Source organism: Brachybacterium sp. GCM10030267 (assembly GCF_042666875.1).
GTDB lineage: Bacteria > Actinomycetota > Actinomycetes > Actinomycetales > Dermabacteraceae > Brachybacterium.
This window is the reverse complement of sequence record NZ_JBHTCX010000010.1, coordinates 1-21,977: the sequence shown is the minus strand read 5'-3', so window position 1 is coordinate 21,977 and position 21,977 is coordinate 1. Positions and strand designations below refer to the sequence as shown.

Below are 21,977 nucleotides of genomic sequence, written 5' to 3'. Positions count from 1 at the left end.
ATCACGTGGGCCCCGTCGGGATCAAGGCTGTGCTTGGTACGATCCACGCGCACTTCCTTCCCGTCCTCACGGCCCACGGTGCGTCACCGCCCGTGGGCGATGTGCCGCTGTCCGTCCGTCACCACCCGTCTCCGCCCGTCTAGGAGTTGCCATGCCCGCCGTCGTGATCGTCGGAGCCCAGTGGGGTGATGAGGGGAAGGGCAAGGCCACCGATCTCCTCGGAGACAGGGTCGACTACGTCGTCAAACCCAACGGCGGCAACAACGCCGGTCACACCGTCGTCGTGGACGGCGAGAAGTTCGAGCTGAAGCTCCTGCCCGCAGGGATCCTCTCCCCGGATGTCACTCCGGTGATCGGAAACGGCGTGGTCATCAACCTCGAGGCGCTGTTCGAGGAGGTCGAGATGCTCTCCGCGCGCGGCGTGGACACGTCGCGGCTGCGCATCAGCGCCAACGCGCACATCGTCGCGCCGTACCACCAGACCCTCGACAAGGTCACCGAGCGCTTCCTGGGCAAGCGCGCGATCGGCACCACCGGGCGCGGCATCGGCCCCGCCTACATGGACAAGGTCGGTCGCCTCGGCATCCGCGTCCAGGACCTCTACGACGAGTCGATCCTGCGCCAGAAGGTCGAGGGAGCGCTGCGCCAGAAGAACGAGCTGCTGGTCAAGCTGTACAACCGTCGGTCGGTGGACATCGAGGAGGTCACGGCCTCCCTGCTGTCCTACGCCGAGCGCCTGCGCCCGATGGTCGTCGACACCACCGAGATGCTGAACTCCGCGCTGGACCGCGAGGAGGTGGTGCTGATGGAGGGCGGTCAGGCCACCTACCTCGACGTCGACCACGGCACCTACCCCTTCGTCACCAGCTCCAACCCCACCGCGGGCGGCGCCTGCACGGGCACCGGCGTCGGCCCCACCCGCATCGACCGGGTCGTCGGGATCGTCAAGGCGTACACCACCCGCGTGGGCGCCGGGCCGTTCCCCACCGAGCTCGAGGACAAGTGGGGCGAGTACCTCCAGACCACCGGCGGCGAGGTCGGCGTCAACACCGGGCGCCCGCGCCGCTGCGGCTGGTACGACGCGCTGATGATCCGTCACGCCGTGCGCATCAACGGCTTCACCGACATCGTCCTGACCAAGCTCGACGTGCTCACCGGCCTCGACGAGGTCCCGATCTGCACGGGCTACGACGTCGACGGGGTCATCCACCGCGAGATGCCGATGACCCAGACCGAGTTCCACCACGCGGTCCCCGTCTACGAGACGCTGCCCGGCTGGACCGAGGACCTCTCGCAGTGCTCCACCTTCGAGGAGCTGCCCGAGAACGCCCGCGCCTACGTCAGCCGGCTCGAGGAGCTCGCCGGGTGCCGCATCAGCACCATCGGCGTCGGCCCGGACCGCTCGGACACGATCGTCGTCCACGACCTGCTGCCGCGGGCGACGCACTGACGTGGTGACCCGCCGCACCGATCCCGACGCGGGGCGCGCGGCCCTCGCCGCCTGGGCCATGGACCCCGCCACCACCGCCCGCTCCGTGCTGGCCCCCGCCGTCCGCCACACCCTGGAACTGTTCGCCGAGGAGTTCCCCGGCGGCGCCGTCGAACTGCGCGTGCCCCCGCACGCGGCGGTCCAGGCGATCGCCGGGACGAGGCACACCCGCGGCACCCCGCCCGCCGTGGTCGAGACCGACGCCGCCACCTGGCTGGCTCTCGTCAGCGGCGAGACGACCTGGGCCGACGCCGTGGCCGACGGCCGCGTCCGCGCCAGCGGTGAACGCAGCGACCTCGCCGAGCTGCTGCCGCTGCCCGGACCCCGCCGCACCGTGCGCACCGCCCGCCAGAAGGAGACTCCATGAGCATCGCCGTCGAGATCGCCGTGCAGGACCTCGCCGGGCTCGAGGTGGCCGCGCTCGCCGGGGCCGACCGCGTCGAACTGTGCGTGGACCTCGCCAGCGGGGGCACGACGCCTCCGCCCGAACTGGTCGAGCAGTGCACCCGGCGGGCGTCCGAGCTGGTGGCCGCCGCCGACGCGAAGCCGCACTTCGACGTGCACGTCCTGATCCGTTCACGCGCGGGCCGAGTGGACTTCCTCGGCAGACCCGAAGAGTTCGTGGTCGACGCCGACGAGGTCGACCTGATGGCCGCCCAGGCCGGGGAGTCCGTCGCCGCCGGAGCCGCCGGTGTCGTGCTCGGTGCGCTGACCACCGAGGGAGCGCTCGACGTCCCCGCGATCGAGACGATCCGTGACGGTGCCCTGCGCTCCGCCCAGGCAGCTGTGCGCGGGGTGTCGCTGACCTGCCATCGCGCCGTCGACGCGATGAGCTCGCGCGAGGAGCGCGCCGAGGCCGTCACCACCCTGCTCGGCCTCGGCTTCCACCGGGTCCTCAGCTCCGGCGGCGCCGAACGTGCACTGGAGGGGGCCGACGACCTCGCCGCCATGGTCGATGCGGCGGAGGACCTGCTGGCGATCTGCGCCGGGGGAGGAGTCCGCCCGGCCGATATCGGTGACCTCGTGCGCCGCAGCGGCGTCACCGACGTGCACCTCTCCGCCCGCCGCCGCCCCGGCGCCGCGCGCGAGGACGGCGCACCCGACACCGAGACCGACCCGGCCATCGTCGCCGCCGCGGTCGAGACCGCAGGAGAGCTGTGAACACCTCCGAGATGCCCGAGAACCGCGAGATGCCCGAGAGCGCCGGGAACCACGAGAGCGCCGGGAACCACGAGGCACCCGAGAGCGCCGCGAACCCCGAGGGCGCTGAACGCCCCGCCGCCCCGGACCCGGAGGCGACGACGCTGTATGTGCGCCGCCGCCGCACACCCACGCTGGGCTTCTGGGTCGCACTCGCCCTGGCGGTGCCCGCCGTGGTCGCGCTGGTCACCGCGCCCCTGCTGCCCCTGGAGGACGCGGGGTCCGCCCTGAACCTGGTGCTCCTGGCCGTGGTCTTCATCGGCCTGCCCCTGGCGGCCATCGCCGCTCTGGTCGATGCGATCAGGCACCGCCGGCACGGGCGACGGGACCGCTGACACACACTGCACATCCCGCCGAGGGGCCGCTGACAGCCACTGCGGATCTCGCCGAGGGGCCGCTGACCTGCCGGCCCACGAGCGCCCCGTCGGCCCGCCGAGCGACGCCGCGAGCACAGCTGCCGGGGTGTGCCATCATGGACCAGTGGCACGCGGCGACGGCAATCTCTCCCATGACCTGCTCCCCGGGGAGAAGGGCCCGCAGGATTCCTGCGGGGTCTTCGGCGTGTTCGCCCCAGGGGAGGACATCGCGAAGCTGACCTACTACGGTCTGTACGCCCTCCAGCACCGCGGCCAGGAGTCGGCAGGCATCGCCACCTCCGACGGATCCCAGATCCTGGTCTACAAGGACATGGGCCTGGTCTCGCAGGTGTTCGACGAAGCCTCCCTGGAGACGCTGCAGGGGCACATCGGGATCGGGCACACCCGCTACTCCACGACCGGCGGCTCCGTCTGGTCCAATGCCCAGCCCACGCTCGGCCCTCGGCCCGACGGCACGGTCGCCCTCGCCCACAACGGCAACATCATCAACACCGACGAGCTGCTGGCGCTGGTCGAGGAGCGCCACGGCAGGCCCCGCACCGGTGAGCTGGCGCGTGGCAACACGACCGACACCGCCCTGGTCTCCGCGCTGCTGAACACCGAGGGCACGCTCGAGAGCGCGCTGCGCGATCTCATGCCGCGACTGCACGGCGCCTACTGCTTCACCCTGCTCAGCGAGACCGCCCTGTACGCGGCACGCGACCCGCAGGGCATCCGCCCGCTGGTCCTCGGCCGCCTCGAGCGCGGCTGGGTGGTGGCCTCCGAGACCGCCGCCCTGGACATCTGCGGGGCCAGCTTCGTGCGCGAGGTCGCTCCCGGCGAGATGATCGTCATCGACGAGCAGGGGCTGCGCAGCGAACAGGTCATGGACTCGCGGCCCAAGGGCTGCGTGTTCGAGTACGCCTATCTCGCCCGTCCCGACACCCACATCGCCGGCCGTTCGGTGAACGAGGCCCGCACCGAGATGGGTCGCCGCCTCGCCCGCGAGCACCCTGTCGACGCGGACCTCGTGATCCCCACCCCGGAATCGGGCACGCCCGCGGCCATCGGCTACGCGCAGGAGTCGGGCATCCCGTACGGCCAGGGCATGGTCAAGAACGCCTACGTCGGCCGCACGTTCATCCAGCCCAGCCAGACCATCCGGCAGCTGGGCATCCGGCTGAAGCTGAATCCGCTGCGCGAGGTCATCGAGGGCAAGCGGCTCGTGGTCGTCGACGACTCCATCGTGCGGGGCAACACCCAGCGCGCCGTGGTGCGGATGCTGCGGGAGGCCGGCGCGGCGGAGGTCCACGTCCGGATCTCCTCTCCGCCGGTGCGCTGGCCCTGCTTCTTCGGCATCGACTTCGCCTCCCGTGCCGAGCTCATCGCCAACGGGCTGGACCTCGAGGAGATCGCCCGCTCGCTCGGGGCGGACTCGCTGGGCTACATCTCCGAGGAGGGCATGGTCGCCGCCACCGAGCAGCCCGCCGATTCGCTGTGCACCGCCTGCTTCTCCGGCAAGTACCCGATGTCGCTTCCCGAGCCCGTCGCCAGGACGCAGGGGATCCTCGCTCAGCCTGATCCTGAGCTCGCCGTCGCCGGGAAGGACGCATGAACACCACCAGCGCCAGCACCAGCAGAGATGCGGATCCCGCCATCACCTATGCGGGGTCCGGGGTCGACACCGCCGCCGGCGACCGCGCGGTGGAACTGATGAAGGAAGCCGTGGCCGCCACCCACGGCCCCGAGGTGCTCGGCGGGATCGGCGCCTTCGCCGGACTCGTCGACGTCAGCGCCCTGAAGGACTACCGGCGGCCGCTGCTGGCCTCGTCGACGGACGGGGTCGGCACCAAGATCGCGATCGCCCGTGAGCTCGACGTGCACGACACCATCGGCCGCGACCTCGTCGGCATGGTCGTCGACGACATCGTGGTGGTCGGCGCCGCCCCGCTGGCCATGACCGACTACATCGCCTGCGGCAAGGTGGTTCCCGAGCGGATCGCCGACGTGGTGCGCGGGATCGCCGAGGGCTGCCGGCTCGCCGGCTGCGCGCTCGTCGGCGGCGAGACGGCCGAGCATCCGGGCCTGATGGCGCCCGAGGACTACGACGTCGCAGGCGCCGCGGTCGGTGTGGTCGAGGCCGATTCCCTGCTGGGTCCGGACCGCGTGCGCCGCGGCGATGTGGTGATCGGGATGGACGCCTCCGGTCTGCACTCGAACGGGTACTCGCTGGTGCGCGCCGTGATCGCCGCCCAGGGCCTCGGACTGCAGACGCATATCGAAGACTTCTCGCGCACGCTGGGCGAGGAGATCCTCGAACCCACCCGCATCTACGCCGCCGACGTGCTGGCAGTGCTGGCCGATCCCCGCTCCGCCGGGGCGGTCCACGCCCTCAGCCACGTCACCGGTGGCGGACTGGCCGCCAACCTCGCCCGGGTCATGCCCGCCGGGCTCGCTGCGCGCCTGGACCGCTCCACCTGGGAGCCGGGCGCGGTGTTCGCCCGGATCGCCCGGTGGGGGTCGGTGCCGCAGACAGACCTCGAAGGCACACTGAACATGGGCATCGGGATGGTCGCCGTGGTCGACGCCGAGCAGGTGGAGGCGACCCTCGCAGTGCTCTCCGCCCGCGGCCTGGGCGCACGCGTGATCGGAGAGATCGTCGGGGAGGACTCCCTGCCGGAGCCCGGCTCACCGCTGGAGCAGGTCGTCGCCGGCGCCAAGGGAGTCGAGGGCGGATCCGTCATGCTCGCCGGTCAGCATCCCGGCTGGACCTGAGGGGCCCTGAGGAAAATGGCCGGATACGACTCGAGGGCCGACCCGGTGGGTCGACCCTCGATCATCGTCACGGTGGTGGCCAGTCCTCAGCGACGGCGTGCGGACTGCGCATCCTCATCGGCCCAGTCGTCACTGCCCTCGGCCAGGTCGTCGCCGTCAGCGCCCTCGCTCCGCTCGGACTGCAGCTCTCGCTGCAGCGCGGTGAGGTCCGTGGGCGGGCTGTAGTACTTGAGGTCCCGTGCCACCTTGGTGTGCTTGGCTTTCTGTCGGCCGCGACCCATGGAACTGACCCCCTGTGCGTCGGCTGCCGGGCCTCGTGTCAGCCCGGAAGATGGCATTGATTCGGAATCCAAGAGTACATGCATGCCCTCGCATCCCGCGAACCCCGCACCGGGAGACGTGCCCAACATCCCTTCTCCGGCCCCGTGCGCGGGGACGCGGCACAGGGCCCGTGGAGGCCGGAGCATCCACGATCTTTGGCCGGAACCGGGGCAAATGTTTGCCCGACACCGTAAGTCTGACGTCTAGGCTGACTGACCCGAGTGCCCGGCCGTAGACCGTGGCTCGTCCAGCCGGCCCCGGGGTCCTGGGCGTGCCCGAACGGTGGCCGACGCCTCCTGTGTACGAAGTCCCGCTGGAAAGGTCGCACGCCCGATGAACGGATCCACGGATCTCTCGCCTGAGAGCGAAGACCCGACGGCAGAACTGTTGACGCCGGCTCAGGTCGCCAAGATGTTCCATGTCGATCCCAAGACCGTCACCCGCTGGGCACAGTCCGGCAAACTGACCTATATGCGCACCCTCGGCGGACACCGCCGGTACCGACGGGACGAGGTCCTCGAGCTGCTGCGGGCGAGCACCGGAGCCCTATGAGCGCTGACCCGGTGCTGGGGGAGGGATATACGGCCCGGCGGATCGAGCTGGGAAGTGACTCCGAGGGCCCGGTCATCGCCACCCTGATCCATCGTGAGCCGGGCACCGGCGATGCTGAGCCGCCCACGGGCCGCCAGGTGGCTCCGGTGCTGGTCCTGCACGGCTGGTCCGACTACGTCTTCGACCGGGGCCTGCTCGAGCACCTCGGTGGACTCGGCCACGACGTCTGGGGACTGGACCTGCGCAAGCACGGCCGCAGCCTGCTGGACGGGCAGACTCCCACGGCGATCGATCACCTCAGCCGCTACGACGAGGAGATCGGGGCAGCGCTGCGCATCATCGGCCGTGATCGGCCGCCCGTCCTGCTGGCCCACTCCACCGGCGGCCTCATCGCCGCCCTGTGGGCCCAGCGCCACCCCGGCACCCTCCGCGCGCTCGCGCTGAACTCCCCATGGCTCGAGAGTCACCTGGGCTCGGCGCCCCGCCTGCTGCTGGCGCCCGTCGTGCAGGCCGCCGCGCAGCGGCTCCAGAACAAGCCCATCCTGCCGCCGGGCACCTCCCACTTCGCACGCACCGTCCACACCCGGTACGGCGGACCGTTCGACTACGACCTCGCCCTCAAACCCGAGCGCGGGCACCGTTTCCCCGCCTCCACGCTGGCCGCCGTGCTGGACGGGCAGGCCCGGCTGGCAGCGGCGGGACCCCTCGCGATCCCCGTCCTGGTCCTGCACGCGGCCCGCTCCGCGATCGGTGTGCGCTTCCGCGAGGACATGCGCCGGGCGGACACGGTGCTCGACGTCCGCTCGATCGCCGCAGCAGCCCGACGGCTCGGACCCGACGTCCGCATCGAGGCGATCGACGGGGCCCGCCACGACGTCTTCCTCTCCGAGGATGACGTCCGCGCACGAGCCCTCGAGGTCTTGGACGACTGGCTGGAGACTGTGGCCGGCCGACCGCCTACGATGAAGGCACCCGACGGTGCCGACCCCCGCAGCAGCCCGGGCACCGGGAGCGGCGGGAAGGAGAAGCCCGATGAGCTCGGACCCGCGTGAGCTCCGCGCGCAGGCCGGCGCGCTGCGACGTGCCGCAGACCGGCTCACCCTCGTCCGGCTGCGACTGGCCAACACGATCGGTGACGTCGCCCGATCCGGGAGCGAACCCACCCGCCGGCTCGGCGAAGATCTGCATGAGCGCTGGACCAGCGAGGTGTACCCGGAGCTGGGCCGGATCGTGAGCGGTCTGCGCAGCAGCGCCACCCAGCTCGACGAAGTCGCCACTGTGCACGAGCGTTCCAGCGGGCGGAGACTGGGCGGCTACGCAGGGGCGGGCTTCCTGGGCCGCGGGGAGGAAGCGCACCGGCACGTCGGCGACGTCGCGCACTTCGTCGGCACCCAGCACGGTGCGAGCATCGGCGGCTACCCGCTGGCTCCGTCCGCACCACGTCCGTTCCTGCCGGACGTCTCGCACTCCTTGGGCACCCAGACCCCGGACTTCGACGAGGACGACGACCGGGAGTGAGGGACGCGAGAAGAGGGTGAGAGCGAGCGCAGGCCTCAGCCCCAGCGCCCGCGGCTCTCAGCGCTTGCGGTTCTTGCGGCTCTCAGCGCTTGCGGCGCTCAGCGCCTGCGGGCCGGAGCCCGCGTCATGGCCATCGCCGCCGCGACCCCGCCCGCCAGGCATGGCACCACGAACGTCGCCACCGCCAGGAGCAGCATGGCGGTCGCCGCCGCATCGCCGGCCGTCCCGAGCGCGACCAGTGCCGCCGCCCCCACGGTCTCGGCGATCCCGGTCCCGCCCGGGGTGAGCGGAACCAGCGCCAGCACGCGTCCCAGGGCGAAGATCGCGAGCGTCACCAGCAGCGGGACCTCGATGCCGAGCGTCCGGATCGCTACCAGCAGCGCCAGCCACTGCACCGCCCGGGCGAGGACCGTCGGCCCGATCAGGCCCGCGGCGCGCGTGCGCAGCAGGGCCACGAGCGCATCGCGCTGGCGCAGGATCGCTTCCGGGTCGGCCACCGGGAGCACCTGGGATATCTGCGCGACCACGGAGGCCAGGACGCTGCGGCGCATGAGCAGGGCGGCCAGGCCCAGCGTGACCAGCCCGCCCGCGACAGCAGCGAGTGCGGCCCACAGCCCACCGGGCAGGTCCGGGGCCTCCGGGCCGACCAGGGGCGTGAGGGCATAGGCCACCAGGCCGAGCAGCGGGATCCCCGCCGACGTCAGGGCCATGTCGACCAGCGACGCCGCGATCACGCCGGTGATGATCGCCTGCATGCACAGGCCGGAACGCCGCATCAGGTAGCCCAGCAGGACGGTGCCGATCATCGACCCGCCCGGCACGGCCATCCCCACCGCCTGGGAGGCGGCATGGCCCTGCACGGCGTCGCGGTAGCGAGAACCACGGAAGGCGGTGCGCACCGTGGCGGACTCCAGAGCCAGGGCCACCGCCCCGAGCACCACCATCAGCGGCACCGACCAGATGGGCATCTCGGCGAAACGTCGCCCGATCTGCGCCCAGCCGGCCCCGGTCACCAGCGGCAGGCCCCAGCCCAGCAGTGCCAGGACCAGCAGCAGCGATGCGAACGCCGCAGCGATCCGCCGGCCACTCAGGCGCGGCGGGTGCTCGAGATCCAGATCTCCGGAGAGCCAGGCGGCCGGGCCGCCGGTCGTCTCGGGACCCCCGGTGACCTCGGGGTCGCCGGCGCGCCCCCGGCCCGGGGCGGCCCCATCGCCGGGATCACCGGGGGACGGTTCACCGCGAGGGGTGGAGCCAGGGGTGATCATGCGGTGATTCTCGCATGTGGCCTGGAGGAACCGGTGAGGAAGCCGACGTATCGTGGCACCATGTCCGTCCTGATCTCTCTGCTCGTCGTCCTCCACATGATCTGCTGGGCCGTGGCGCTGGGGACCTGGGTCGCCGCCGCCCGCACCCGCGTCCCCAATCCCGGCATGTCCCATGCCGCCGCCGGGGCGCTCGTGCTCGGTCTGGTGCTGATGGTCCTGGTCCCGCTCACCGGCGACGCGAACTCCATGAAGCTCGGCATCAAGTTCCTGGTCGCGGCAGTGGCGACGGCGTTCGCCTACGTGGCCGCCAATCGCCGCGAGCAGACCCCGTCGGTGATCTGGTTCGGCATCCCCACCGCGATCATCGCCAACATCGTCATCGCCGTCTTCGTCTGAGACCCGGTCGGTCCGGGCCGGCTGGTCCCGGCCGGTTGGTCCCGGTCCGTCCGGTACCCGGCCTCTGTCGTCACTGCTCGTCGGCCCTGCCACGGTCTCGGGCCCCGGCGTCGGATCGGCGCGCAGCGTGCCGTCGTCCACACCAGGGCCGCGCCACGTGCTGACCGTCGGCCCCCGCGCCTATCCTGGTGTCCCCATGAGTTCACTTTTCGACGACCTCTCCCTGCCCGACTCCTTCCGCCGTCTGGACGGTGTGCGGGTGGCGCCGGCGAGCCCGGATCCCGCGGCCGCCGGTGAGCGCGCAGGGACAGCAGGCGAGCGCACAGGGGCCGGCGACGCCGGCGCGCCGGCGGTCAGCGCCATCGACGGCGCACCGGCAGCGGACCCCGTCCCGGACTCGCGAGGGCTCGCGGAGGCAGCGCTGGATGCGCCCCCTCTGGAGGAGCCGCCGCCGGAGGAGCCCCCGTTCGATGAGCCGCCCCACGACGAGGAACCACCTCAGGCCGCCGTGCCGCAGCCTCCGGCCCAGCACGACCAGGCTCCCCACCCCGCGGACCGTGACAGCGTCGACCACATCCGTCGCGGCGCCCCGTGGGGCGGCCCGGACGCCACGCTCCTGGGTGAGCTCACCGATGACCTCAACCCCGCCCAGCGCGAGGCCGTCGAGCACCGGGGCAGCCCTCTGCTGATCGTCGCCGGTGCGGGCTCCGGTAAGACCCGCGTCCTCACCCGGCGCATCGCCCACCTGCTGCGCACCGGCGAGGCGATGCCGGGGGAGATCCTCGCCATCACCTTCACCAACAAGGCCGCCGCCGAGATGCGCGAACGCGTCGGCGAGCTCGTCGGCCCCGCGGCCCGCAGCATGTGGGTCTCCACGTTCCACAGCGCCTGCGTGCGGATCCTGCGCCGCGACGCCCAGGCCGCCGGCCTGAAGAGCTCGTTCACCATCTACGACAGCGCCGACTCCCTGCGGCTGATCACGACGATCGCCAAGGATCTGGAGCTGGACACCAAGAAGCACGCGCCGCGCATGCTGGCCTCGCGCATCTCCTCGCTGAAGAACGACCTCACCGATCCGATCGACTTCGCCGACCAGGCCGAGACCGCGAAGAACCCCTTCGAGAAGACGCTGGCGCGGATCTACACGAACTACACCGAGCGGCTGCGCCAGGCCAACGCCGTCGACTTCGACGACCTCATCGGTCTGACGGTGACGATGCTGCGGGAGAACCCGGCGATCCGCGAGGGGTACCGGCGCCGCTTCCAGCACCTGCTGGTCGATGAGTACCAGGACACCAACACCGCCCAGTACGCCCTGGTGCGCGAACTCGTGGGGGAGGATCCCCGAGCGGATCTTACCGTGGTCGGCGACTCCGACCAGTCCATCTACGCGTTCCGCGGCGCCACGATCCGCAACATCGTCGAGTTCGAGCAGGACTTCCCCTCGGCGCGCACCATCGTGCTCGAGCAGAACTACCGCTCCACCCAGCGCATCCTCTCGGCGGCGAACGCGCTGATCGAGGGCAATGAGGGCCGGCGCAAGAAGAACCTGTGGACCGACCAGGGCGACGGTGACCAGATCACTCTGTACGTCGCCGACGACGAGCAGGCCGAGGCCCGGTACATAGGGCGCCAGATCGATGCCCTGGTCGACGATGGCCGCTCCGCCGGGGACATCGCGATCTTCTACCGCGCCAACGCGCAATCCCGCGCGCTGGAGGACCAGCTGATCCGCGTGGGCCTGCCCTACCGCGTCATCGGCGGCACCCGCTTCTACGAGCGCCGCGAGATCAAGGACGCCGTCGCCTACCTGCAGGTCCTGGCCAACCCGGCCGACGAGATCAACCTCCGTCGCATCCTCAACGTGCCCAAGCGCGGCATCGGTGACCGCGCCGAGGCCGCGATCGCGATGCTCGCCGAGCGCGAACGGATCAGTTTCGGCGAAGCGCTGCGCCGGGCCGATGAGGCCCCCGGGATCGCGACGCGCTCGTTGAACGCGGTACGCAGCTTCGTCGCGATGCTCGAGGACCTCCAGGAGATGGCTCGGCGCGGGGACGGCCCGGCCGAGCTGATCGAAGCGATCCTGCAGCGCTCGGGGTACTACGCCGAGCTGCAGGGCAGCGAGGATCCGCAGGACGAATCCCGGCTCGAGAACCTCGCGGAGCTGATCAGCGTCGCCGCCGAGTTCGAGGCGCAGACGGAAGCGGCCGATGCCGCCGCCAGCGAGTTCGAGGAGGACGAGGCGGACGAGACTGAGGGGACCGCCGCACCCGAGGGCGCCGCCTCGGACGACGCCGTCCCGGATGTCGCCGGCGAGGACGTCACCGGAGCGGATGTCGCTCCGGACGCGGCGCTGGCGGCCCCCGAGGATCCGGACGCCTCCCTCCTGGATCGCTTCCTGGAGAAGGTGTCCCTGGTCGCCGACGCCGACCAGATCCCCGGCGCCGAGGACCAGTTCGTCACCCTCATGACGCTCCACACCGCCAAGGGACTGGAGTTCCCGGTCGTCTTCCTCACCGGCATGGAGGACGGCACGTTCCCCCACAACCGCACCCTCGGCGACCCCCAGGAGCTGGAGGAGGAGCGGCGCCTGGCCTACGTGGGCATCACCCGTGCCCGCGAGAAGCTCTACCTCACCCGCGCCCAGATGCGCGCCATGTGGGGCCAGACCCAGTTCATGCCCGCCAGCCGATTCCTCGATGAGATCCCCGAGGAGGTGCTCGACGTCGCCCGCGCCGGTTCCACCCTCAGCGGGGCCGGCTTCGGCCAGGGCTCGTCCGGGGGCTACGGGTCGGGCGGCTACGGCGGCGGCCAGCGAGGTCCCTCGTTCAGCGGCGGCCTCGGCGGCGGCCGGCGGGACGTCAGTCGCCCCAGCCTCGGATCCGGACGTGCGCCCACCCCCGCCTCGGCGATGCCGCAGCTCGCGGCCGGGGACCGCGTCACCCACGACTCCTTCGGGATGGGGACGGTCACCGAGGTCGCCGGTCAGGGCGAGAAAACCCAGGTCGAGGTGCAGTTCAAGCCGCCGAACGGGAAGAAGCGCCTGCTGCTGCGCTACGCCCCGATCACCAAGCTCTGAGTCGCGTCCTCAGGATCGACGTCTCATTCCGTACCCGACCAGGGCGAGCGTGATGGCGACCGGCCACAGCATGAACGGCACGTAGCAGACGGCCAGCATGGCGCGCTCCGCGCCGTCCATGCCCCGATCCGGCGTCCACGCCTCGGTGGCGCCGGTCCAGCTGCCGACGAACGATGCCAGCAGCGACCCGAAGATGGCGTACATGGCCACGTTCCCGGCGCCTCCGATCGCGAGCGGCACCGTGCGGGGGATGGCACGCCCGCCCAGGCCGGGAACCCGCCGGGGGAGCCGTTCGCCCCAGGGCATGATCAGCCCCAGGCACAGCCCGCCGACGACGAGCTCGACGGCGTTCAGGCCCAGCACGTACATCGTGGGACCAGGCTGACCGCGGAACAGTTCCGCATCGGCGAAGCCGACGTCGACGCCGGCCAGCATGGCGAGCCGCCAGAGGACGGAGGGCAGCGGCAGCAGCAGGCACGCCCAACCTGCCGCGCGTGCCCAGCGGGGAGGGGGCCTGCCGGTGCCCTCCACCTTTAATAGAGAGCGGATTCCAGAACGCATGATCTGAAACCTAGCTAGGATCTCGTCCCATGGCAAGACCCGCCCGCTTCACCGAGGACGACGTGCTCGACGGGGCCGCCCGTGCCCTGCTCGACGTCGGCCCCACGGTGACCATCGCCGACGTCGCCCGAGAGATCCAGGGGCCCAGCGGATCGATCTATCACCGCTTCGCCTCGCGCGAGGAGCTGCTGGGCCGGCTGTGGATCCGCTCCGTCCGGCGCTTCCATGTCGGCCTGCTCGAGGCCGCCGCGCGCCCGGACCCGCGAGAGGCCGTGATCGCCTCCGCCCGGCACATCCCCGCCTTCTGCCGACGCCATCCCGCGGACGCTCGCGCGATGCTCCTGTTCAGCACCCGGCGCCTGCTCGAGACCGGACCGGCGTCGCTGCACGGGGAGGTCGCCCACCTCAACGACGACGTGGACCAGGCGCTCGAGCGGTTGGCAGAGCGGTTGTACCCGGAGCCGACCCCGCAGCGCCGCGAGCTCCTGATGGTCGCCACCCGGCTCGCGCCCTACGGGATCACGCGCCCCTTCATCGCCCGCGAGATGCCCGACTGGCTCGAGGACGCCGTCGAGGCGGCGGCGACGTCGATCGCCGACCTCGGTGGTGCCCTTCACCGATAGTGCTGGTCCGGCCGGGGCCGCAGGGCCGGGACCAGGGCCGCTCGGCCGGGGCCGGGACCACAGAACCAGGGCCGGGACCGGGGGCGCAGGACCGGGGGTGCACGTCTATGACCGGGACCCCGTGGCCGGGACCGGGACCGCAGGACCGGGGGCGCACGTCCATGACCGGGGCCTGTGGCCGGGACCGTGTGGCAAAAAGGTGTAGGTGAGCGGCACCAGACCCCTCTCAGAGGAGGGCGAGTGCCGCTCAGCTACAGGTTCGTGCCGGAGGTCGGGGGTGAATCAGTCGTGCCGGAGGCCGGGGGTGCGGCAGGAGGATCCAGCGGGCGGGTGAGGATCGCGGTGGTGGATCGGATCGTGCCCGCCGACACGGAGTGCTCCTCGCCGGTCGGTTGGTAGCCCAACCGCTCCCAGAATCCCTGTGCCGCGTCGGCGTTCGTCCCGACGATTCCGGCGCGGAGCTGCGCGATGTCACCGCGGGCACGCAGCTGGGCTATCACGCTGTCGTGCAGCAGGCGCCCCAGACCGCTGCCCTGAGCGGCATCGTCGACCAGCAGCAGGCCGATGTGGGCGGTCTCCGGGGAGGGCCACCCGTGGATGACGTCGCACAGTCCGCGCAGCGCCCCGGAGTCGTCGCGCAGGCCGAAGACGGTCTTTGCGGAGGCCGCTGTGCCCGGCGGGCGGTCGATGAGGACGCCGTGGCCGTCGTCGGCGGCGACCGAGCGCCCTCGGGTTCGCAGCGTGTAGCCGGGGGAGCGGGCCAGAAGCGCCTGGACGTCCTCGGCGTCGTCGGCCGTCAGCGGCAGGATCGTGAAGGTCATGCCGGGCCGGGCCCGTGGTCCTCGGCCGGGTCGTCAGGGGCGGCGGGGGACCTGCGCCGGGCCAGCAGTCCGGTCGCGAAGCTGATCGCGACGATGACCAGCACCACGATCAGCACAGTCGTGAAGGGGATCTGGATGCCGGCGGCTGCGAGCACGATCCAGAAGACGAATAGGGACAGGCCGATCAGCAGGGCGTCACGCAGGGCGCGCATGAACCGCGGGACGATCTGCGCCGAGTGCACGCGCCGCTCCGCGACCGTGTAGTACGCCGCCGCGTCCTTGCGCAGACGACTCGTGTCGACCGCCGGGCGCTCGCGCGCGGTAGTCGCAGCCGGCCGGGAGGACGCGGAGCGGCGAGGTTCCTCCCGGTCTCCGTCGATGTCCTCGCGCCGGCGGGGCTCCCGCTCCCGATCGGAGGCATCGCGACGGCGAGGTTCCTCCCGAGCCCCCTCGCTCTCGCGGTCGGCGTGCCGGCGGGGCTCCTCGTCCTCCGACCGGCCCTCATCGATCGCCTTGCCGGCGGCGCGGACATAGCCGCTCGCGCGGGACGAGGCGCGCCGGGCGGCGTCACCGGCGGCGGGCGCCTGCTTGCGGGCCGTGTTGCGTGCGGCCTTCGCGTAGGTTCTCCAGTCGGCCATGGCGTCTCCTCGCCTCAGCGGTCCTCACGCGGACGGTCGTCCTCGCGCCACCGGATGTCGCCGCCCCCGCGCTGCTCGACATGGGGGCGGGGGGAGCGGGCGCGGCGGTCGTTGTAGTAGGACAGCCCGACGTTCAGGGCGAGCGTGATCGCCACGGACAGGGCGAAGCCCGCGAACGTGGAACGGACGCCCACCAGGCGCAGCACGATGAACAGTACGCCGATCGCGACCACGCTGAAGCCGAGGTGCTCGCGGATGCGTTGGGCGAGACTGCGGTTTCGTCGGCTCATCTCCGCATCGTATCCGGGGCAGCTGAACGGCAGGGGGCGGGGGAGGCGGTTTCCCGGCCCCGGGTGAGACACCGCGCACACGGGTGGCGGCCGTACGAGCCGGTGCGGCGGAAGCGATACCCTGGCCGTATTCCCAGGGGTGGCACCGAGGCCGAGTGAGGCCTGCCGCCCACTGCCGATATCGAGAGGAATGCACCCCGTGGACCTGTATGAATACCAGGCCCGCGATCTCTTCGAGAAGCACGGTGTGCCCGTGCTCGGAGGAGTCGTCGCGGAGGACCCCGCCACTGCCAAGGCTGCTGCTGAGCAGCTCGGCACCCCGGTCGTCGTCGTCAAGGCGCAGGTGAAGACCGGTGGCCGAGGCAAGGCCGGCGGCGTCAAGATCGCCAAGTCCCCCGAGGAGGCGGAGCAGAAGGCCTCCGAGATCCTCGGCATGGACATCAAGGGCCACACCGTGCATCGCGTGATGATCGCCGCCGGCGCGGAGATCGCCGAGGAGTACTACTTCTCGCTGCTGCTGGACCGGGCGAACCGCAACTACCTCGCCATGTGCTCCGTCGAGGGCGGCGTCGAGATCGAGCAGCTCGCCGTCGAGCGCCCCGAGGCCCTCGCTCGCGTGGCTGTCGACCCCAATGTCGGCATCGACGAGGCCAAGGCCGCCGAGATCGTCCAGGCCGCGAACTTCGACGAGGAGACCGCCCACAAGGTGGCCCCCGTGCTGCAGAAGCTGTGGGACGTCTACCGCGAGGAGGACGCCTCCCTGGTTGAGGTCAACCCCCTGGTCAAGACGGGCGACGGCAGCATCATCGCCCTCGACGGCAAGGTGACCCTCGACGAGAACGCCGCGTTCCGCCACGAGGACCACGCCGAACTAGTCGACGCCAGCTCCGAGGACCCGCTGGAGACCAAGGCCAAGGCGCTGGACCTCAACTACGTCAAGCTCGACGGCGAGGTCGGCATCATCGGAAACGGTGCGGGCCTGGTCATGTCCACCCTCGACGTCGTCGCCTACGCCGGTGAGCAGCACGGCGTCAAGCCCGCCAACTTCCTGGACATCGGCGGCGGCGCCTCCGCCGAGGTGATGGCCAACGGCCTGGACGTGATCCTCGGTGACGAGCAGGTCTCCGCCGTGTTCGTCAACGTCTTCGGCGGCATCACCGCCTGCGACGCGGTCGCCAACGGCATCGTCGGCGCCCTGCAGAAGCTCGGCGACGCCGCCACCAAGCAGCTGGTGGTCCGGCTCGACGGCAACAACGTCGAGGAGGGCCGCAAGATCCTCGCCGACTTCGCCCACCCCCTCGTCACCCAGGCCGACACCATGGACGGCGGCGCCGCGAAGGTCGCCGAGCTCGCCGCCGCAGGAAAGTGAGCAGCACTCGACATGTCTATCTTTCTCGATGAGAACAGCAAGGTCATCGTCCAGGGCATGACGGGCTCGGAGGGCATGAAGCACTCCCAGCGCATGCTCGACTCCGGCACGACCATCGTCGGCGGCACCAACCCGCGCAAGGCGGGCCAGACGGTCTCCTTCGAGGGCGGCCACGAGGTCCCCGTCTTCGGCACCGTCGCGGACGCCATGGAGGCCACCGGCGCCAACGTCTCGGTGGTCTTCGTGCCCCCGAAGTTCGCCAAGGCCGCCGCGATCGAGGCCATCGACGCCGGCATCGAGCTCCTGGTGATCATCACCGAGGGCATCCCGGTCAAGGATTCCGCGGAGTTCTTCAACTATGCCCAGGCCAAGGGCGGCACCCGGATCATCGGGCCGAACTGCCCCGGCGTGATCAGCCCCGGCAAGTCCAACGCGGGCATCACCCCGGCCAACATCACCGGTCCGGGCAAGCTCGGCCTGGTCTCCAAGTCCGGCACCCTGACCTACCAGATGATGTACGAGCTGGCCGACCTCGGCTTCACCACCTGCATCGGCATCGGCGGCGACCCGATCATCGGCACCACCCACATCGACGCCCTGGAGGCGTTCGAGGCCGACCCGGACACCGTCGGCGTGGTCATGATCGGCGAGATCGGCGGAGACGCCGAGGAGCGCGCCGCGGCGTACATCAAGGACAACATGACCAAGCCCGTCGTCGGCTACGTCGCGGGCTTCACCGCCCCCGAGGGCAAGACGATGGGCCACGCCGGTGCCATCGTCTCCGGCTCCGCGGGCACCGCGCAGGCGAAGAAGGAGGCCCTCGAGGCCGCGGGGGTCAAGGTCGGCAAGACGCCGACCGAGACCGCAGACCTGATGCGCGAGATCGTCTCCGGGCTCTCCTGAGCGCGGAGCTGCCCCCACCGGGCAGCTCAGATCCTCGTCGGGGCCCGTCCTCGACCACCCGTGGCACGCCCCGGACCCGCGCGGTCCGGGGCGTGCCGCTGTGTGCGGTGGCTGTGCTCGGCGGGCGCTGCGGACGGCCATCCCGCCTGACGGACTAAGCTTGTCGCAGCTACCGCGCGCCCGCCGAGCGCGCCTACCAAGGGAGGGGCCTCGTGACCGGAGATCTCATCGACACCACCGAGATGTACCTGAAGACGGTGTTCGAGCTCCACGAGGCCGGTGTCGCCCCGATGCGTGCCCGGATCGCCGAGCGACTGGGCCACTCGGGCCCGACGGTCTCCCAGACCGTCGCCCGCATGGAGCGCGACGGTCTGCTCCATCTCGACGATCAGCGCCGCATCCGCCTGACCGAGCAGGGCACCGAGGTCGCCGTCGACGTGATGCGCAAGCACCGGCTGGCCGAGCGTCACCTGCTGGACGTGATCGGGCTGGACTACGCCCACGTCCACGAGGAGGCGTGCCGCTGGGAGCACGTGATGAGCCTCGAGGTCGAGCGGCGGCTTGCCGAGAAGCTGGAGCCGCCGTTCACCGATCCGTACGGCAACCCGATCCCGGGCCTCGCCGCCCTCGGCATCGCGGAGACCCACGCCACCACGGAGGGTAAAACCCCCGCCAATCCGCCTCTGGAGCTGCTCGAGGCCATCGCCGACGGTGGCACCGCGACGATACGGCTGGACCGGATCGGCGAGCGCGTCCAGAGCGACGTGGAACTTCTCGGTGAACTCGCAGCTCAGGACATCTTTCCCGGGGTCGAGATGCGCGCGGAGAGGGTTGCCGGGACGGTGGTTCTGCGAGGCCCGGCCGGCGGGGAGGTCGCTGTGCCCGAGATTGTCGCGACCCAGCTCCACGTGACCCCTCTTCTGGCCGGGTAAAGCGTCCGTCAAGCTCTTCCCCAGAAGCTTTCAGTTCGGCTCTCAGGGACGGCTCTGGCCCCTAGGGTCGAACACGTGCCGAGGCGGCCGAGCCTCGACATTCCCCCCGGAAGAGCCCATCGCGCACCGGGTGCGGAGTACGAGAGCTGCAGAGCGCGAGGGCCGATGCCCGGGGCTGGGAGCGAAACGTGTCGAAGACTGCGAACAACACTCACCGCCGCGCGATGCGCACGGTGACCCCTGCTGTCCGCGCCGGACGCGCCGCCGCCGGAACGGTGATGGCCGCCGGCCTGCTGCTGGGCGGTGCCGCCGCCGCGACCGCCGAGCCGCAGAACGATGCTCCGCAGGCCCCGCAGGCTGAGGGTGCCGCTCCCGCGGTCCTGCCCCCCGTGACCGCTCCCGCCGTCGGCATCCCCGCAGCCGAGTCCGCCGAGGGCGACGACGAGGCCGAGAGCGCCACCGCCGACATCGCGGACATCACCGTCGAGCTTCCCGAGCCCGAGCCGGAACCCGAGCCCGAGCCCGTCGACGAGGAGTCCGACGAGGACGCCCAGAGCGACGAGGCCCAGCAGGATTCCGAGGACGAGGGCGACCAGCAGCGCGAGAGCCGCGAGGACGAGGACGCCTCCCGGTCGAACGAGCGCTCCAGCCGCGAGGACTCCGAGGACGAGCGCTCCGAGTCCGAGGACGAGGAGTCGCAGGAGTCCTCCGAGTCCTCCGAGGAGAAGTCGGCACCGGCCCCGTCGGCCGCGAAGGGCAGCTCCGTGCTGGCCACCGCCCGCTCCGGCATCGGGACGCCGTACGTGTACGGCGGCGCCTCGCCGTCCGGCTGGGACTGCTCCGGCTTCGTCCAGTGGGTCTACGCCCAGCACGGCGTCAGCCTCCCGCACAGCGCCGGTGGCCAGGCCTCGGCGGGCACCGTGATTCCCAAGTCCCAGGCCAAGCCGGGCGACCTGGTCTACAAGCCGGGCCACATCGGCATCTACGCCGGAGGCAACACCTTCGTCGACGCCGGCAACAAGCGCGTCGACACCTCCGAGCGCAACATCTACTCCGGCAGCTGGACCTACATCCGCATCGGCTGATCCGTCCCGCATCGAGCACGGCCCCGTACCACCTGGTGGTGCGGGGCCGATCTCGTCCCGGCGGTCGGGGTACGGGGATCTCCCGGGCGGTCCCGGTACCGTGTGCGGGTGTCTTCCGCACGTGATCTTCTCGCCGCCCTTCTGCTGACCCTCGCCACCGTCCTCGGTGCCCTCTGGCTGCCCGGCGTGTGGCTCCATGAGCACGTCATCGACCAGGAGGGCTTCCTCGACGTCGCCCAGCCGCTCGCGGAGGATCCCGAGGTCCAGCGCACCCTCTCGGACAGTGCGGTGGAGACGCTGCTGGACGATGATCGGATCCCCGGCTGGGTCGCGGACCAGGTCGCTCCCATCGCCCAGGAGCAGGCCCCGAGGATCACCGGCACCGACATGTACGCGACCCTCTGGGACGAGACCATGGCGGACCTGCACGAGGCCCTGTTCACGCCGGGCGAGGACGCGCTCGGCGTCGACCTCGGCCCCGTGATCGACGAGCTCCTGGTCTCCGTCGAAGAGGTCATCCCGTTCGATATCCCGCGGCCCGACGATGCCACCGTCACGCTCGCGACCATCCCGGACGTACCGCTGCTGAACCAGGCAGCGACCCTCGCGCCCTGGACCCCCTGGATGGGACCGGCAGCCCTCGCCCTCGCCGTCCTCGCTCTGGCGATCGCCGCGCACCGTCGGTCGTTCCTGATCCTGGCGGGCATCGCCGGGATCCTGGCGGGCGCGCTGACGTGCCTGCTGGCTGATCAGATCGGCACCGTGGTCCCGGACTCCGTGGACCGGGCGGATTTCATCGGTCCCATCGTCCAGGCCTTCGAGGTCCGTTTCGCGGCCGACCTGATGCCCCAGGGCGTGATCCTGCTCGGCGTCGGTGCCCTGGTGGCAGCCGCGGGACTGGTCCTGGTCGGCCTCCGCCGCCGCAGCTGACCCCGTGCCTCAGAGCAGCCCGAGGCGCTCGAAGGCGATCAGTACACCGTGCTCGGCGGGGCCGGGCACCTCCAGATCTGCTGCCTCGCGCAGCGCAGCCGGTGCTCCGTGGATCACGACGCCCGTCCCGGCGGCTCGCACCATCCCCAGGTCGTTCATCCCGTCCCCGATCCCGACCGTCGCGGTGAGGTCGATGCCGAGATGCCCGGCCACCTGGCGCAGGCCGTCGGCCTTGTCGATCTCCCGCAGGTGCAGCTCCCCGGAGCTGGTGTCGTCCTGCGCGATCGAGTTCGGCAGCGCCCCGACCTCCGGGCCGATCTCCTCGGCGAGCTGTTCGACCCGGACCGGCGAGCCCCACAGCGAGATCTTCGCGAAGGAGCACGACGCGAGGTCCGCAGGCGTCCGCGCGGCGTCCACGATGTCCTGAGGGCCGCGGCCGACACCGCCGGCGAGACCGGGCTGCGGGGAGCCGACGCCGGCGCGGATCCGTGCTGCGGTCTCGGGCGTGCAGTACAGCGCTTCGGGGGCCTCGAGGGCGAAGGCCACGCCGTGCCCCTGCAGGATCTCCACGGAGCGACGGCCGAGCTCCTGGGGGAAGCGTGTATCGCGCAGGACGTCCGTGCCCACTCGGACGTACGCCCCCGCGGACGCGACCATCCCGTCGAAGAGCTCGGCGACGTCGGGCGCGACGATCGAGGCGGGCCGCCCAGTGCACAGCAGCACCGTGTGTCCGGCCGAGCGGGCACGGCGGACGGCGTCGGCATGCTGGGGCGGGGCGACGCCGTGAGCGGCGAAGGTGCCGTCGAAGTCGATGAAGACGCAGTGTCGTGCGGGCATGGATCCTCCGGTGCGGGGTGCGGGGTGCGGGGTGCGG

At 71.5% G+C, this 21,977-nt stretch carries 24 protein-coding genes; 17 read left to right on the top strand and 7 right to left on the bottom strand.

Going from position 1 to position 21,977, the window contains the following annotated elements:
* The first annotated feature begins 151 nt into the window (after positions 1-151).
* The 6 genes from ACFQS2_RS08345 to purM all read left to right on the top strand — a co-directional run bounded on the left by ACFQS2_RS08345 (position 152) and on the right by purM (position 5,820).
* Positions 152-1,450, top strand: coding sequence for an adenylosuccinate synthase (locus ACFQS2_RS08345; protein ID WP_377016338.1), 1,299 nt, complete (start codon positions 152-154; stop codon positions 1,448-1,450).
* Between the two features lies 1 nt (position 1,451).
* The gene (locus ACFQS2_RS08340; RefSeq protein ID WP_377793340.1) at positions 1,452-1,856 is read left to right on the top strand and encodes a sterol carrier family protein; all 405 of its coding nucleotides are present in this window, start codon (positions 1,452-1,454) and stop codon (positions 1,854-1,856) included.
* Entirely contained in the window at positions 1,853-2,650 is a 798-nt protein-coding gene (locus tag ACFQS2_RS08335; RefSeq protein ID WP_377793339.1) for a copper homeostasis protein CutC, read from the top strand. The genes ACFQS2_RS08340 and ACFQS2_RS08335 overlap by 4 nt, the downstream gene beginning before the upstream one ends.
* Positions 2,647-3,024: a hypothetical protein gene (locus tag ACFQS2_RS08330; protein ID WP_377793338.1), complete on the top strand. Its 378-nt coding sequence runs from the start codon at positions 2,647-2,649 to the stop codon at positions 3,022-3,024. The genes ACFQS2_RS08335 and ACFQS2_RS08330 overlap by 4 nt, the downstream gene beginning before the upstream one ends.
* A gap of 145 nt (positions 3,025-3,169) precedes the next feature.
* The gene (gene purF / locus ACFQS2_RS08325) at positions 3,170-4,660 is read left to right on the top strand and encodes an amidophosphoribosyltransferase (protein WP_377793337.1); all 1,491 of its coding nucleotides are present in this window, start codon (positions 3,170-3,172) and stop codon (positions 4,658-4,660) included.
* Positions 4,657-5,820 (top strand): phosphoribosylformylglycinamidine cyclo-ligase, encoded by a 1,164-nt coding sequence (gene purM, locus ACFQS2_RS08320; protein ID WP_377793336.1) that lies wholly within the window; start codon positions 4,657-4,659, stop codon positions 5,818-5,820. The genes purF and purM overlap by 4 nt, the downstream gene beginning before the upstream one ends.
* An 86-nt stretch (positions 5,821-5,906) precedes the next feature.
* Here purM and ACFQS2_RS08315 read toward each other — a convergent pair whose 3' ends face one another.
* Positions 5,907-6,101, bottom strand: a complete 195-nt coding sequence (locus tag ACFQS2_RS08315) for a DUF3073 domain-containing protein (protein ID WP_377016350.1) — start codon at positions 6,099-6,101, stop codon at positions 5,907-5,909.
* Between the two features lie 373 nt (positions 6,102-6,474).
* Here ACFQS2_RS08315 and ACFQS2_RS08310 point away from each other — a divergent pair, with 373 nt between their 5' ends.
* Genes ACFQS2_RS08310 through ACFQS2_RS08300 form a run of 3 tightly spaced genes read left to right on the top strand, consistent with a single transcriptional unit; the run spans position 6,475 to position 8,211 of the window.
* A complete protein-coding gene (locus ACFQS2_RS08310) occupies positions 6,475-6,693 on the top strand; it encodes a BldC family transcriptional regulator (protein ID WP_377016352.1) in 219 nt (72 codons plus the stop codon).
* Positions 6,690-7,745 (top strand): alpha/beta hydrolase, encoded by a 1,056-nt coding sequence (locus ACFQS2_RS08305; RefSeq protein WP_377793335.1) that lies wholly within the window; start codon positions 6,690-6,692, stop codon positions 7,743-7,745. Before ACFQS2_RS08310 ends, ACFQS2_RS08305 begins: the two co-directional genes overlap by 4 nt.
* Positions 7,726-8,211 (top strand): hypothetical protein, encoded by a 486-nt coding sequence (locus ACFQS2_RS08300; protein ID WP_377016356.1) that lies wholly within the window; start codon positions 7,726-7,728, stop codon positions 8,209-8,211. Before ACFQS2_RS08305 ends, ACFQS2_RS08300 begins: the two co-directional genes overlap by 20 nt.
* Before the next feature lie 98 nt (positions 8,212-8,309).
* Here the strand turns inward: ACFQS2_RS08300 and ACFQS2_RS08295 are convergent, their stop codons facing one another.
* Positions 8,310-9,476 carry a YbhN family protein gene (locus ACFQS2_RS08295; RefSeq protein WP_377793334.1) on the bottom strand — a complete coding sequence of 389 codons (1,167 nt, stop codon included), beginning with the start codon at positions 9,474-9,476 and terminating at the stop codon, positions 8,310-8,312.
* A 60-nt stretch (positions 9,477-9,536) separates the two neighbouring features.
* Between ACFQS2_RS08295 and ACFQS2_RS08290 the strand changes: the two genes are divergently transcribed.
* Positions 9,537-9,872, top strand: a complete 336-nt coding sequence (locus ACFQS2_RS08290; protein ID WP_377016360.1) for a hypothetical protein — start codon at positions 9,537-9,539, stop codon at positions 9,870-9,872.
* Positions 9,873-10,068: 196 nt separating this feature from the next.
* The gene (locus tag ACFQS2_RS08285; protein ID WP_377793333.1) at positions 10,069-12,951 is read left to right on the top strand and encodes a UvrD-helicase domain-containing protein; all 2,883 of its coding nucleotides are present in this window, start codon (positions 10,069-10,071) and stop codon (positions 12,949-12,951) included.
* Between the two features lie 9 nt (positions 12,952-12,960).
* Here the strand turns inward: ACFQS2_RS08285 and ACFQS2_RS08280 are convergent, their stop codons facing one another.
* Positions 12,961-13,512 carry a hypothetical protein gene (locus ACFQS2_RS08280; RefSeq protein WP_377793332.1) on the bottom strand — a complete coding sequence of 184 codons (552 nt, stop codon included), beginning with the start codon at positions 13,510-13,512 and terminating at the stop codon, positions 12,961-12,963.
* A 29-nt stretch (positions 13,513-13,541) separates the two neighbouring features.
* Here ACFQS2_RS08280 and ACFQS2_RS08275 point away from each other — a divergent pair, with 29 nt between their 5' ends.
* Positions 13,542-14,135 (top strand): TetR/AcrR family transcriptional regulator, encoded by a 594-nt coding sequence (locus ACFQS2_RS08275; protein ID WP_377793331.1) that lies wholly within the window; start codon positions 13,542-13,544, stop codon positions 14,133-14,135.
* A gap of 251 nt (positions 14,136-14,386) precedes the next feature.
* Here ACFQS2_RS08275 and ACFQS2_RS08270 read toward each other — a convergent pair whose 3' ends face one another.
* Genes ACFQS2_RS08270 through ACFQS2_RS08260 form a run of 3 tightly spaced genes read right to left on the bottom strand, consistent with a single transcriptional unit; the run spans position 14,387 to position 15,884 of the window.
* Complete coding sequence (locus tag ACFQS2_RS08270) at positions 14,387-14,956, bottom strand: GNAT family N-acetyltransferase (RefSeq protein ID WP_377793330.1); 570 nt, start codon at positions 14,954-14,956, stop codon at positions 14,387-14,389.
* A complete protein-coding gene (locus ACFQS2_RS08265) occupies positions 14,953-15,594 on the bottom strand; it encodes a hypothetical protein (protein ID WP_377793329.1) in 642 nt (213 codons plus the stop codon). The genes ACFQS2_RS08270 and ACFQS2_RS08265 overlap by 4 nt, the downstream gene beginning before the upstream one ends.
* Before the next feature lie 14 nt (positions 15,595-15,608).
* Positions 15,609-15,884 carry a hypothetical protein gene (locus tag ACFQS2_RS08260; protein ID WP_377020251.1) on the bottom strand — a complete coding sequence of 92 codons (276 nt, stop codon included), beginning with the start codon at positions 15,882-15,884 and terminating at the stop codon, positions 15,609-15,611.
* 199 nt (positions 15,885-16,083) lie between these two features.
* Here ACFQS2_RS08260 and sucC point away from each other — a divergent pair, with 199 nt between their 5' ends.
* The 5 genes from sucC (at position 16,084) to ACFQS2_RS08235 (ending at position 21,103) form a co-directional block, all read left to right on the top strand.
* On the top strand, positions 16,084-17,253 hold the full coding sequence (gene sucC, locus ACFQS2_RS08255; RefSeq protein ID WP_377793328.1) for an ADP-forming succinate--CoA ligase subunit beta: 1,170 nt from the start codon (positions 16,084-16,086) through the stop codon (positions 17,251-17,253).
* Between the two features lie 12 nt (positions 17,254-17,265).
* Positions 17,266-18,156 (top strand): succinate--CoA ligase subunit alpha, encoded by an 891-nt coding sequence (gene sucD / locus ACFQS2_RS08250; RefSeq protein ID WP_377793327.1) that lies wholly within the window; start codon positions 17,266-17,268, stop codon positions 18,154-18,156.
* A 212-nt stretch (positions 18,157-18,368) separates the two neighbouring features.
* Positions 18,369-19,088 carry a metal-dependent transcriptional regulator gene (locus tag ACFQS2_RS08245; protein WP_377020254.1) on the top strand — a complete coding sequence of 240 codons (720 nt, stop codon included), beginning with the start codon at positions 18,369-18,371 and terminating at the stop codon, positions 19,086-19,088.
* 188 nt (positions 19,089-19,276) lie between these two features.
* Positions 19,277-20,173: a C40 family peptidase gene (locus tag ACFQS2_RS08240; protein ID WP_377793326.1), complete on the top strand. Its 897-nt coding sequence runs from the start codon at positions 19,277-19,279 to the stop codon at positions 20,171-20,173.
* A 108-nt stretch (positions 20,174-20,281) separates the two neighbouring features.
* Entirely contained in the window at positions 20,282-21,103 is an 822-nt protein-coding gene (locus ACFQS2_RS08235; RefSeq protein ID WP_377793325.1) for a hypothetical protein, read from the top strand.
* A 9-nt stretch (positions 21,104-21,112) separates the two neighbouring features.
* Here ACFQS2_RS08235 and ACFQS2_RS08230 read toward each other — a convergent pair.
* On the bottom strand, positions 21,113-21,977 hold an 865-nt coding region (locus ACFQS2_RS08230), incomplete at its 5' end, for an HAD hydrolase family protein (RefSeq protein ID WP_377793324.1).